The 12,317-nt window shown below is 68.3% G+C and carries 12 protein-coding genes; 5 read left to right on the forward strand and 7 right to left on the reverse strand.

Annotated elements, in window-relative coordinates:
• Positions 1–96: 96 nt before the first annotated feature.
• The 5 genes from AC5Y4H_RS22800 to AC5Y4H_RS22820 all read right to left on the reverse strand — a co-directional run bounded on the left by AC5Y4H_RS22800 (position 97) and on the right by AC5Y4H_RS22820 (position 5,883).
• The gene (locus AC5Y4H_RS22800; RefSeq protein WP_499985418.1) at positions 97–2,160 is read right to left on the reverse strand and encodes a peptidoglycan D,D-transpeptidase FtsI family protein; all 2,064 of its coding nucleotides are present in this window, start codon (positions 2,158–2,160) and stop codon (positions 97–99) included.
• Positions 2,157–3,419, reverse strand: a complete 1,263-nt coding sequence (gene ftsL / locus AC5Y4H_RS22805; protein WP_499985420.1) for a cell division protein FtsL — start codon at positions 3,417–3,419, stop codon at positions 2,157–2,159. The genes AC5Y4H_RS22800 and ftsL overlap by 4 nt, the downstream gene beginning before the upstream one ends.
• On the reverse strand, positions 3,416–4,681 hold the full coding sequence (gene rsmH / locus AC5Y4H_RS22810) for a 16S rRNA (cytosine(1402)-N(4))-methyltransferase RsmH (RefSeq protein ID WP_499985422.1): 1,266 nt from the start codon (positions 4,679–4,681) through the stop codon (positions 3,416–3,418). The genes ftsL and rsmH overlap by 4 nt, the downstream gene beginning before the upstream one ends.
• Positions 4,656–5,087 (reverse strand): division/cell wall cluster transcriptional repressor MraZ, encoded by a 432-nt coding sequence (mraZ, locus tag AC5Y4H_RS22815; RefSeq protein WP_067352892.1) that lies wholly within the window; start codon positions 5,085–5,087, stop codon positions 4,656–4,658. The genes rsmH and mraZ overlap by 26 nt, the downstream gene beginning before the upstream one ends.
• Before the next feature lie 394 nt (positions 5,088–5,481).
• Positions 5,482–5,883, reverse strand: coding sequence for an SCO2097 family morphological protein (locus AC5Y4H_RS22820; protein ID WP_499985429.1), 402 nt, complete (start codon positions 5,881–5,883; stop codon positions 5,482–5,484).
• A gap of 337 nt (positions 5,884–6,220) precedes the next feature.
• Here AC5Y4H_RS22820 and AC5Y4H_RS22825 point away from each other — a divergent pair, with 337 nt between their 5' ends.
• Both AC5Y4H_RS22825 and lppM read left to right on the forward strand, forming a co-directional pair.
• Positions 6,221–6,829: a GNAT family N-acetyltransferase gene (locus tag AC5Y4H_RS22825; protein ID WP_499985431.1), complete on the forward strand. Its 609-nt coding sequence runs from the start codon at positions 6,221–6,223 to the stop codon at positions 6,827–6,829.
• Positions 6,830–6,976: 147 nt separating this feature from the next.
• Positions 6,977–7,627 (forward strand): lipoprotein LppM, encoded by a 651-nt coding sequence (gene lppM / locus AC5Y4H_RS22830; RefSeq protein WP_499985433.1) that lies wholly within the window; start codon positions 6,977–6,979, stop codon positions 7,625–7,627.
• Here the strand turns inward: lppM and AC5Y4H_RS22835 are convergent.
• Positions 7,624–8,523 (reverse strand): mycobacterial-type methylenetetrahydrofolate reductase, encoded by a 900-nt coding sequence (locus AC5Y4H_RS22835; protein WP_499985444.1) that lies wholly within the window; start codon positions 8,521–8,523, stop codon positions 7,624–7,626. The genes lppM and AC5Y4H_RS22835 overlap by 4 nt on opposite strands.
• Before the next feature lie 259 nt (positions 8,524–8,782).
• Between AC5Y4H_RS22835 and idsA2 the strand changes: the two genes are divergently transcribed.
• Together idsA2 and AC5Y4H_RS22845 are read left to right on the forward strand one after the other, a co-directional pair.
• Positions 8,783–9,832 carry a bifunctional (2E,6E)-farnesyl/geranyl diphosphate synthase gene (idsA2, locus tag AC5Y4H_RS22840; protein WP_499985435.1) on the forward strand — a complete coding sequence of 350 codons (1,050 nt, stop codon included), beginning with the start codon at positions 8,783–8,785 and terminating at the stop codon, positions 9,830–9,832.
• 4 nt (positions 9,833–9,836) lie between these two features.
• Entirely contained in the window at positions 9,837–11,378 is a 1,542-nt protein-coding gene (locus tag AC5Y4H_RS22845; protein ID WP_499985439.1) for an alpha-(1->6)-mannopyranosyltransferase A, read from the forward strand.
• A gap of 8 nt (positions 11,379–11,386) precedes the next feature.
• On the opposite strand, the gene AC5Y4H_RS22850 is transcribed toward AC5Y4H_RS22845, so the two are convergent.
• The gene (locus AC5Y4H_RS22850) at positions 11,387–11,791 is read right to left on the reverse strand and encodes an Rv2175c family DNA-binding protein (protein WP_499985441.1); all 405 of its coding nucleotides are present in this window, start codon (positions 11,789–11,791) and stop codon (positions 11,387–11,389) included.
• A gap of 188 nt (positions 11,792–11,979) precedes the next feature.
• On the opposite strand from AC5Y4H_RS22850, the gene AC5Y4H_RS22855 reads away from it, so the two are divergent.
• Positions 11,980–12,317: protein kinase domain-containing protein (locus tag AC5Y4H_RS22855; RefSeq protein WP_499985446.1), on the forward strand; the 338-nt coding region annotated here is incomplete at its 3' end.

Genomic DNA, 12,317 nt, shown 5'->3' on the forward strand with positions numbered 1-12,317 from the left:
TGACACCCTACCTAGCCGCAACCGATCGTGAGGCGATCCGCGCGCCGCCGGGTCCCCGAACGGAGTTCAGCGTGCCCGGCCGTCGGGCCGTGACCCCTACGTGGCCTGCAACGTCAGCGGCGGGCCGGGGTCCGGCGACAGCGGCACGTTCTCGCGCTGCATGAGCCAGCCGGCGATGTTGTGGAACAGCGGGGCCGCCGAGTGGCCCGGCGTGCCGTCGGCGTTGCGCTCCGGGTTGTCCATCATGATGCCGATGACATACCGGGGGTTGTCGACGGTGGCCATTCCGGCGAACGTGATCCAGTAGACGTTGTCGAAATAGCAGCCGCAGGCCGGATTGATCTGCTGCGCGGTGCCCGTCTTGCCGGCCATCTGATAGCCCGTCACCGCACCGGCGGCCCCCGTGCCCTGCTGGTAACCCATCGGGTCCTTCTGCACGACGGCACGCAGCATGTTGCGCACAGTCTGCGCCGTCTGCGGCGACACCACTCGCACGCCCTCCGGGCGCGGTTCTTCGGTGCGCGTGCCGTCGGGCGCGATGGTGGCCTTGATGATCCGCGGTGGCATCCGCAGCCCGTCGTTGGCGATCGTCTGATACATCCCGGTCATCTGCAACAGCGTCATCGAAAGACCCTGCCCGATAGGCAGGTTCGAGAACGTGCTGCCCGACCACTGGTCGATCGGCGGCACCAGCCCGGCGCTCTCCCCCGGTAGGCCGACGTTGGTGCGTTGCCCCAGGCCGAATTTGCGGACCATGTCGTAGAAGCGCTCCGGCCCGACTCGCTGCGCAAGCATCAAAGTGCCGACGTTGGAGGACTTTCCGAACACGCCGGTGGTGGTGTAGGGCATCACGCCGTGCTCCCACGCGTCGTGGATGGACACCCCGCCCATTTGGATGGTGCCGGGAACCTGCAACACCTCATCGGGATTGGACAGGCCGTACTCGATGACCGACGACGCGGTGATCACCTTGTTCACCGAGCCGGGCTCGAACGGCGAGGACACCGCCAGGTTGCCCAGCTGCTTGTCGCCCTGACGTCCGATGTCCTGGGAGGGGTCAAAGGTGTTGTCGTTGGCCATGGCCAAGACTTCGCCGGTCTTGGCGTCGAGCACGACGGCCGAAACGTTGTGCGCGCCAGACACGTTCTTGGCCTGCTGAACCTGCTGCTGCACATAGAACTGGATGTCGTCGTCGAGGGTGAGCTGGACCATCGAGCCGTTGACCGCCCGATGCCGGTTGCGGTAACTGCCGGGGATGACAACGCCGTCGGATCCGCGGTCATAGGTGACCGACCCATCGGTGCCGGACAGCACCGAGTCCATCGCCTCTTCCAGTCCCAGCAGCCCGTGACCGTCCCAGTCGATGCCGCCGACGATGTTGGCCGCCAGCGATCCGCCGGGATACTGGCGCAGATCCTGGCGTTCGGAACCGACCTCGGGGTACTTGTCCGAGATCGCGCTGGCGACAGCGGGATCGACGGCACGCGCGAGATAGACGAAGTTGTCGTCGGTCTGCAGCTTCTTTAAGACGGTGGCCGAGTCCGGCTTGTTGCCCAGGCGGCTGGAGACCTCTTTGGCGATATCGCGCAACCGCTGCTGCGGATCCGGGGCGGTCGAGTTCTTGGCTTTGGCCTCCTCCAGCTGCTTGCGGATCCGTTTCGGCTGAAATGTCAGCGCACGCGACTCGATGGTGAAGGCAAGCTGGTCCTTGCGGCGGTCGATGATGCTGCCGCGCACCGCTTTTTCCACATCGGTGACCTTGAGCTGTCCGGCGGCCTGGGCGCGCAGCGACGAGGCGTTGGTCACCTGCAGGACGAACAGCTGGGCGGCCGCCATCAGCATCAGCACCAGGATGACTACGTTGCCGGCCCGGTGCCGGAAGACGAATGACCCGCCGCGGCTGGTCAACTCCACGATCTGGCGGGTGCGACGCTGCCGCGCCGAGTGCCCGGCCGCCACCGCCTCGGACCGCTGTGCCGCCCCGACACCTTTGGCTTGCTTGGCTTTCCGGAATCGCTTCGGCTCGCGAACGTCTTCCTTCTGCTGCTTCAGACGCCGCTTGGGTTGCCGTACGCCCTTGGCCTGCAAGTCCTTACGGGGACCACGCGTCGGCCGTGCGGACTGCGACCGCCGTGCCCGCGGGGATTCACCGCGGCTCACCTGGGTGCACCTGGCGGCGCGACGACCGCGGGCCCGGGCAGGGCGCCGGCCGGAGCGCCGGGGGCCACCGGTTGAGCCGGCGCCGCCGGACGGCCCAACTGCAGCGGGACCGGAATCTCGGCGGGTAACGGCACGGGCACCTGGCCAGGAGCCGGAATGGGCAGCCCGCCCAGGGGAATCGGCACCTCGGCCGGGGCTGGGGCGGTCGCGGGTCCGGCCGGCACGGGCAATCCCGGTGTCGGCAACCCCGGCAGCACACCGGGTGTGCGTCCGGTGATCGGGCCGGTTGCCGGTGCAGGGGGTATGCCGGGCAATGCACCCGTCGCCGGTCCGCCTGGCATGCCGGGCAGCGTACCCGTCACCGGCAGCCCGGGGGCGGCAGGCGCGCCGGGCGCGGGGGGCACCACGGGCGGCAGGTGTTGGCCCCCGACCGTCGACGCACCGTCGGGGGCGCGCAGCAGCGCTTCGGGTCCGGACCTGGCCGGGGTGGGGCCGCCGGGGGCCGGCTCGATCCGGGTCGAGACCTCCGGGGGCGCGGCCGGCGGCTTGGGAGGCTGCGGAACTTCGTCGGGAAGCTTGTTGTTCAGCGGCGGCGGCGGAACGCCGTCGGCCGGCTTGGGTGTGCCGACCACCACCCAATTCCCGGACGGGTCCTGGACCAGGTGCGCGGTGTCCCTGCTGGGGATCATGCCCTGCTTGCGGGCCGCCTCCGCCAGGGCCGGGGCGGCCTCGGCCTCCCGCACGTCGCGCTCCAGCGCTTCCTTCTGCTGCTGCAGCAACCGGGTCCGCTCCCTGGCGTGGCTCAACTTGTAGGAGCGCTCAGCGGAGTCGGTGGACAGCCAGAGCGTCAGCCCGAGGCCGATGCCCAACGCACCGATGATCAGCACGACGAACGGCACCTTGCTGGCCAACGTCCGCGGCCGCAGGTCGATCGATGCCAGGCGGGTGGCCAGCCGCTCGGTCAAGCGGGGACGAACCACCTTGGGCGCTTTGGCTTTCCGTGCCTTGGCCCGCGCCTTGGCCTGGCTGGCGTTCTTGGGCCGCGCCTGCCGCTCGACCGGCCGGGCGATGGGACTGGTCTGCGGTCCGTGCTTGGGCGCGCGGGCTTCGCGGGCGGGCGCAGAGGTCCGGCCGCTGCGAGTGCGCCGCGCCGAGCCGGAATCGGCCGCGGGCCGGCTGCTCCGCCGGGCAGAACCGTCGCGTCCGCCCCGACGGTCGCTGCCGGCGCGCCGTTTCGACGCCTGCCGTTCTGCTCTCATGCGTGGCCCTCCCCGCTAGCCTGCTCTGGTTCCATTCGTTGCAGCGCCCGCAACCGCACTGTGGCACTGCGTGGATTGCGTTCGACCTCGGTCTCGTCGGCGCGTTCGGCGCCGTGCGTCAGAGACCGGAATCTCGGCTGATGGCCGGGCAGCTCCACCGGCAGGTCCACCGGGGTGCGCGACGCGACCGCTTGGGCGAAGAGCCGCTTGACAATCCGGTCTTCCAGGGACTGGTAGGCCATCACCACGATGCGGCCGCCGACGTCCAGGGCGTCCAGCGCGGCCGGGAGCGCGCGGCGCAGCGTGTCCAGTTCGTCGTTGACCGCGACCCGCAGCGCCTGGAACGTGCGCTTGGCCGGATGTCCGCCGGTGCGCCGGGCCGCGGCCGGAATCGCTTCGTACAGCAGGGCTACCAGGTCCGACGTCGACGTGAACGGCTGACGGGCGCGTCGGCGCGCGATGTGCGCGGCGATGCGACGCGCGAACCGCTCCTCGCCGTAGCGGTGCAAGATGGTCGCCAGCTCCGCCTCGTCGTAGGTGTTGACGATGTCGGCGGCGGTCAGCGGCGATGAGGGGTCCATCCGCATGTCCAGCGGGGCGTCCTGGGCGTAGGCGAAGCCCCGCTCCGGGCGATCCAGCTGCATGGACGACACCCCGAGATCGAACAGCATGCCATCCACCGATCCCGTTGCCGCATAACCTGATTCGTCCAGCGCCGCGACGATGCCGTCGTAGCGCGTGTGAACCAACACGACCCGGTCGGCAAAGCGCGCCAGCCGGCCCCGGGCGATGTCCAGCGCGCCCGGATCGCGGTCGAGTCCGATCAGCCGCAGCCCCGGCAGGTCGGTGAGGAACCGTTCCGCATGCCCGCCCGCACCCAGGGTGGCATCGAGCAGCGTCGCACCCGAACCGTCAGGGTGATGACGGGTCAGCGCGGGGGTGAGCAGTTCGACGCAGCGTTCCAGGAGGACGGGGACATGCCCGAAGTCGTCGGAACCCGGATTCTCAGCCACAGCAACGCCTCCACGGATCTGCCGGCACCCGTCGGCCACCCGGGCCTGGATGCCACGGGTCCTCGCGCCGCTTCGGGTGTGTGCCGCCCGGACGGGCCTTACCAGGTGCTCGGGAAAATGGGCAGCCCCTGCATCGAGGTCTCTGACCGAAGTCGCGAACCTGGCGTTGGGGAAGTACGCCAGGGTCGGTTCGGGCAGAGGCCACGTTGCACGGGCATGCGCCTCAGATGATGTCGCCGAGTGCTTCATCGCTGGCCGCGGAGAAGTTCTCTTCGTGGGTCTGCTGGTAGTCCTGCCAGGCCTGCGCATCCCAGATCTCCAGGTTGTCGATCGCGCCGATGACCACGCAGTCTTTCGAAAGGTTGGCGTAGCGCCGGTGATCGGCCGACAACGTGATCCGGCCCTGCGCGTCGGGATGCTGCTCGTCGGTGCCGGCCGCGAGGTTGCGGAGAAACGCCCGGGCTTCGGGGTTGCTGCGCGAAGCCTTGCTCGCCCGGCGTGCCAACTGCTCGAATTCCGCCCGTGGGTAGACGGCGAGGCTGTGGTCCTGGCTCTTGGTGACCATCAACCCCCCTGCCAACGCGTCGCGGAACTTGGCGGGCAGCGTCAGCCGCCCCTTGTCGTCGAGTTTGGGCGTGTAGGTGCCGAGAAACACCAGCTCACCTCCCCTTTGGGATCACCCAAACACTGCAGCCACCATACCCCACAATCCCCCACTCTGCCCCATTCTTGAGGTGTCGTCGTGGCGTTTTCGGAGTTATCCGTCGTCAGCGCGCCATCAGAGCGTCATATGGGGTGTGTCGAGGGCACGCGGGAGCGTATTTCGGGGTGTCAGGAGGAACGCGGTTACCAGGGGAAACGTGCCCAGTGGGGCGTAGTGGGGAACTCTAGTGGGGCGCGGTGGGGCATCAACGCCGCGACGCGCCTCGGTTAGGGCTCGATTGAGCCGCAAAACGGCATCGACGGTTGGTCAGGCGCGGACGCTCGACATACCGGCCAGGAAAAACAAATCGGGGCAGCCGATGGCTACCCCGAATGCACGGACACTTCTAGCCGTCGAAGCGGCGGCGGAACCGATCCTCCATGCGGCTGGTGAACGAGCCCCCGCTCTTGTTGCGGCGCTGACGCAGCGACGTGGCAGCCGGCCCGGAATGATCGGCCCTGCCCGACAAGCGGGGACCGGTGATCGCGAAGATCACCCCGCCGAACATGACGATGAACCCGAAGACGCTGAGAATCGGGAAGTTTCCGATCATCGTTGCCTTGAACGCCACCCCGGAGACCAGCATCGCCAAACCGATGACGAACAGCGCCACGCCCTGCAGCCGGCGACGGGCAGTGGGTGCACGAAACCCTCCGCCGCGCACACTCGACGCGAATTTGGGGTCCTCGGCATAGAGCGCGCTCTCGATCTGATCGAGCATCCGCTGCTCATGATCGGAGAGTGGCATTCGTCCCTCCTTGCCGACGGTGTGGCACGTGAATATCGGTAACACGCGGATGCCCGTTGCGGGGGCACTAATTGAATGATACGAGGTCAATCTGCCCCATACCACTGGTTCGCCGCCGATTCTATCCCGCCCGCCGTCCGGCGCTCCGCCAGACCGGAACGGCCGTGCGGTACAACCGGCTTCCCGAACCAGGACGGTTCGCCGGTCCGGTGCCTCGACCACCCGTCCCGCCGTCGCACACAGGTCCGATAATGGGCAATACGGGCAGGGTCCGCAGTGACCGCACGATGCCGAGGCGCCCCACGAGCTGCACGACCGATGAGGAGGAGACCGCGAGTTGGCGATAGTCCTCATCGATTTGCTCCCCAACGACATGGAGCGTCGCCTCGGCGATGCCCTGGCGGTGTATGTCGATGCGATGCGCTACCCACGGGGCACCGAGAACCAGCGCGCCGCGATGTGGCTCGAACACATCCGGCGACGGGGCTGGCAGGGCGCCGGCGTCGTCGAAACCCGGCAAGCCGAAGACGCAGGCGCACAACTGCCCTCGGCGGATGACTTGGCCAGCGCACCGCTGCTCGGTGTGGCCTACGGCTATCCCGGCGCGCCCGGGCAATGGTGGCAGCAGCAGGTCGTGCTGGGCATGCAGCGGGGAGGCTCCCCGCCCCAGGAGATATCCCGGCTGATGGAAAGCTACTTCGAGTTGACCGAGCTGCACATCCATCCACGCGCCCAGGGCCGCGGTCTCGGCGAGGCGTTGGCGCGACGGCTCCTGGCCGGTCGCGCCGAGCAGAATGTGCTGCTCTCCACGCCGGAAACCAACGGCGAAGCCAACCGCGCCTGGCGGTTGTACCGACGCCTGGGCTTCACCGACGTCATCCGCGGATACCACTTCGCCGGCGACCCGCGGGCATTTGCGATCCTGGGCCGCAAGCTACCTCTCTGACACCCGAAGTCGGCACACATCGGAAGACTCCATTAAGTGGCACATCGGATCTGGCACGATGACCTGGTGCGAGCCAGCTCTCCCCCGTCCCGCAGCCGAGGATCCCGAGCGTCTCGGGCTCGGCGGCGCCGCCTGACGGCCATCGCGATGTTGCTGCTGCTGGTGCCGCTGGCCACCGGATGCCTGCGGGTCAGGGCCTCGCTCACCATCTCGCCCGACGACCTGGTGTCCGGCGAGATCGTCGCCGCCGCCAAACCCAAGACCTCCAAAGACACCGGTCCGCAACTGGACAGCAACAACCTGCCGTTCAGCCAGAAGGTGGCGGTGTCGAACTACGACAGCGACGGTTACGTCGGCTCCCAGGCGGTGTTCTCCGATCTGACATTCGCGGAGTTGCCGCAGCTGGCCAACATGAACTCCGATGCCTCGGGCGTCAACCTGACGCTGCGTCGCAACGGCAACCTGGTGATCCTCGAGGGCCGGGCGGACCTGACCTCGCTGACCGACCCCGAAGCCGACGTGGAGCTAACCGTGGCCTTCCCCGGAGTGGTGACCTCGACCAACGGCGACCGGGTCGAACCGGACGTGGTGGCCTGGAAGGTCAAACCGGGCGTGGTGACCACGATGACCGCCCAGGCGCGCTACACCGACCCCAACACCCGGTCCTTCACCGGCGCGGTGGTGTGGCTGTGCATCGCGTCGTTCGCGGCCGCGGGCGTGGTGGGGCTCCTGGCCTGGGTCAGCCGGGACCGATCACCGCGCGTGACCGCGCCGCGCGACCAACCACCGCCTGGCTAGCTGTACTGCCCGGCCGGCGACCAGTAAGCGAGCATCTCCGCGAACGTCTGGAAGGCCGGCCCGGAATTCCCGTAGGTCGCCTCGAGATGGATGCTCAGCGGGAAGCCGAGCTCGGCGACCCCGTCGACGATGCGTTTGTAGAGGTCGACCATCTGCTGGCGCTTCTGCGCCGGTTCGCCGGCGGCCAGCTTCTTGACGAACTCCTGCTCGTCGGCCACCGCCGGATTGCCCGGGTCCTGAATCAGCCAGTTGATCAGTCCGACCCGGCTCTCCATCTTCGGGACGAAACCGAACGACAGCAGGATCTCCGGCCGGTGGTCGGTCTTGTCGGCGAAGTCGCTGAGGAAACCCACGATCGCGTCGGAGTACAACAGCTGGGTCATGCCGTAGGTGGCGCCCTGGTCGCACTTGAAGTTGAACCGGCCGTGTTCGCCGTCCCGGGTCGGGATCAGGATCACGCCGCGGTTGGTCACCAGCTCGCGGTAGATCGACAGGGCGTCGGTGGGTGCCACGCCGGAACCCTCGCCGTCGTTCATGGTGCGCGGCACGCCAACGAAGACGACGCCTTCCATGCCGGCCGACGTCAGCTCGGTCAGCCGGGCGCGTAGCGACGACTCGTCCATGAACGCGGTGACCTGCGTGCACAAGCCCTTGATGCCCGGCAGTTCCGGCTTGACGATCGACCAGAAGTCGAGCACGTCCAGCTTGGGCTTCATCTGAATGGGACGGTCGTCGTCCTCGGCGATGATCCCCGGAATCATCACGTGCCGGATCCGGCCGTCGAGGCCGGACTCGGCGGAATTCCGCACCACTTTCCGCGCCTCTTCGAGTGCCCGCTCCCGACCTTCGTCGGCGTTCGGCGGCACCAGCTCGAGCGCAATGGTGTTGAGGGTCACGCGGCTGCTCTCCATCTGACGACTCCCGGGGGGCGCCCGGTGGGCCGCGCGGATTCCGCGCAAGCCCCAGGGCACCCGCCAGCATAGGGGCGGGTTAGTGAGGCAGACGAAGCAACTGGGCCCAGCGGTCCGGGTCACATGCGGGGCGGCACGGGTGCGGCGGCGAATACACTGGTCGGGCCTGGAACACCCAGCCAGCCGAGCAGAAAGGGGTGCCGCGCTGAGCCTAGGAGCTTCAGAAGCAGCGGCAACCGTCGAGTTGACCGGCGCCATCACCGATCAATTGCGGCGGTACATGCATGACCGGCGCACCGAGGCGGCGTACATCGGTGACGACTACGGCGATCTGATCGCCGCGCTGGAAGATTTCGTGCTCAACGGTGGCAAGCGGCTACGGCCCTTGTTCGCCTATTGGGGCTGGCGCGCAGTGACGTCCGAAGCCCCCGACGAGCAAGTGCTGCTGCTCTTTTCCGCGCTCGAGCTGCTGCACGCCTGCGCCCTCGTGCACGACGACGTGATCGACGACTCCTCGACCCGCCGGGGCCGCCCGACCACGCACGTGCAGTTCGCGAAGCTGCATCGCGACCGGCGCTGGCAGGGGTCGCCGGAGCAATTCGGCATGTCGGCCGCCATCCTGCTCGGTGATCTCGCGCTGGCGTGGGCCGACGACATCGTCTTCGGCGTGGAGTTGGCGCCCCAGGCCCAAAGGCGGGTGCGGCGGGTGTGGGCCAACATCCGCACCGAGGTGCTCGGCGGCCAGTACCTCGACATCGTCGCCGAGGCCAGCGCGGCCGCCTCGATCGCTTCGGCGATGAACGTCGACACCTTCAAAACCGCCTGCTACACCGTGTCCCGGCCGCTGCAGCTCGGGGCGGCCGCCGCGGCCGACCGGCCCGACGTCCACGACGTCTTCAGCCAGTTCGGGACGGACCTGGGGGTGGCGTTCCAGCTGCGCGACGACGTCCTCGGGGTTTTCGGTGACCCCGCGGTCACCGGTAAGCCGTCCGGGGACGATCTGCGATCGGGCAAGCGCACGGTGCTGCTGGCCGAGGCGGTGGAATTGGCGGAGAAGTCAGACCCCGTGGCGGCCAACCTGTTACGGACCTCGGTCGGGGCCCGACTGACCGACGCGCAGGTGGATCGGCTGCGCGATGTCATCGAGGCGGTGGGTGCCCTGGCGGCGGCCGAACAACGGATCGCCGCGCTGACCCAGCGGGCGCTTGCCACGCTGGCGGCCGCTCCCATCAACACCGCGGCCAAAGCCGGGCTGTCCGAATTGGCCAAGCTGGCCACGAACCGGTCGGCCTGAACCGATGACGACGCCCACGGACACCCCGGCAGCGGATTCGCCGGCCGCCAAACCCCCTCGCGGCGAATGGTTTTCACAGCTGAAGTCGTTCGTCGCCGCGCGCGACTCCGGACCGGCGAAGCTGGGCCTGCTGGGATCGGTGCTGATCACCCTGGGCGGCCTGGGCGCGGGCAGCACCCGCCAGCACGACCCGCTGCTCGAGTCGATGCACATGTCCTGGTTGCGTTTTGGCCACGGCCTCGTGCTGTCGTCGATCGTGTTGTGGATCGGCGTCGGCCTGATGCTGATCGCGTGGCTGGCCCTGGGCCGCCGGGTGCTGGCCGGCGCGGCGAGCGAATTCGTCATGAAAGCCACCACGGGCTTCTGGCTGGCGCCGCTGCTGGTGTCGGTGCCCGTCTTCAGCCGAGACACCTACTCGTATCTGGCGCAGGGTGCGCTGCTGCGCGACGGCCTGGACCCGTACGCGGTCGGTCCCGTCGCCAACCCGAACAGCCTGCTGGACAACGTCAGTCCCATCTGGTCGATCACGACCGCGCCCTACGGCCCGGTGTTCATCCTGGTGGCGAAGGTCATCACCATCATCGTGGGCAACAACGTGGTGGCGGGCACCGCGTTGCTGCGGCTGTGCATGCTGCCCGGCCTGATGCTGTTGGTCTGGGCGACGCCCCGGGTGGCGCGCCACCTGGGCGCCGACGGTTCGACGGCGCTGTGGATCTGTGTGCTCAACCCCCTGGTGCTCATTCATCTGATGGGCGGGGTGCACAACGAGATGCTGATGGTGGGCTTGATGACCGCCGGTGTCGCGCTGACGTTCGCCGGCCGCCACGTCGCGGGCATCACGCTGATCACGGTCGCCATCGCGGTCAAAGCCACCGCCGGCATCGCGCTGCCGTTCTTGGTGTGGGTGTGGATGCGGCACCTGCGTGATCGGCGGGGATACCGTTCGGTGCCAGCGTTTTTCGCCGCGACAGCGTTATCGCTGTTGATCTTCGTCGTGGTCTTCGCGGTCCTGTCCGCGGTGGCCGGCGTCGGCCTGGGCTGGCTGACCGCGCTGGCCGGATCGGTGAAGATCATCAATTGGCTGACGGTGCCGACCGCGGCCGCCAACCTGATCCACGCGATCGGCAGCGGGTTCTTCCCGGTGAGCTTCTATCCGATCCTTCGCGTCACCCGGCTGGTCGGCATCGCGGTCATCGCGGTTTCGCTGCCGCTGTTGTGGTGGCGGTTCCGCCGCGACGACCGGGCCGCGCAGACCGGCATCGCATGGTCGATGCTGATCGTGGTGCTGTTCGTGCCGGCGGCCCTGCCCTGGTACTACTCATGGCCGCTGGCGATCGTCGCCCCACTGGCGCAGTCCCGGCGGGCTGTCGCAATCATCGGCGGCTTGTCGACCTGGGTGATGGTGATCTTCAAACCCGATGGCTCACATGGCATGTACTCGTGGCTGCACTTTTCGCTGGCCACCGCCTGCGCGCTGATCGCCTGGTACAGCCTGTACCGAGCTCCCGCACCGCAAGCCGAAGGTGCCGACGTCGCCGTTGAATGAGAGCGGGCTCAGCAGGCCATCGCTTGCGCCCGGCGCACGACTTCGCGCGCCTGGTGGGCGTGCAGGGCGTCGACGGGGCGGGCGTTGTTCAGGGCGTCCCGGCTGCCGTCGCGGGTGACCGTCAGCGAGGGGTCCCTGGTGAACAACCAGCGCACGATTTCGGTGTCGTGATAGCCGCCGTCGTGCAGGATGGTCAACAAACCCGGCAGGCTTTTGACCACCTCACCGGATTTGGTGAAGAACAGCTGCGGAACCACCAGGCCCTCGTCGCGCCGGACCGCAACCAGATGCCCGTCCCGGAGTTGCTGATGCACCTTGGTGACCGGCACCCCCATCAATTCGGCGACCCGCTTCAAGTCGTAGATCGGCTCGTCGGGTTCTAGCACATCGTCGCCGGCAGGAATACTGCTCATCCGGGCAAGTGTATGCCTAGATGCCGACCTTGAGTCCGTGTTCTGCCGGGCAATCCCGTTAGCGCACTTACGATGGCCCCGTGGCCAAAGCCGAACCGCCCGGCCCCTCCCCGCGAGCGGGCGGGACCCCCGCCTCGCGCCGGGCCGCCCCGCATCGTCACCGACCCGAAGCCGGGTCGGTCGATCCGTTGGACAACGCTTTGCTGGACGGCCGCTACCGGGTTCAGTCCCGGATCGCCAGCGGCGGCACGTCGACGGTGTACCGCGGCCTGGACACCCGGCTGGACCGCCCCGTCGCGGTGAAGGTGATGGATTCCCGCTACGCTGGCGACGCGCAATTCCTGACGCGGTTCCAGCGCGAGGCCCAAACAGTCGCCCGGCTCAAGGATCCCGGGCTGGTAGCGGTCTACGACCAGGGCCTGGACGCCCGGCATCCGTTTCTGGTGATGGAGCTCATCGAGGGCGGCACGCTGCGTGAGCTGCTGGGGGAACGCGGACCCATGCCGCCGTATGCCGTGGCGGCGGT

The sequence above is a fragment of the Mycobacterium sp. NGS58 genome (assembly GCF_059812385.1).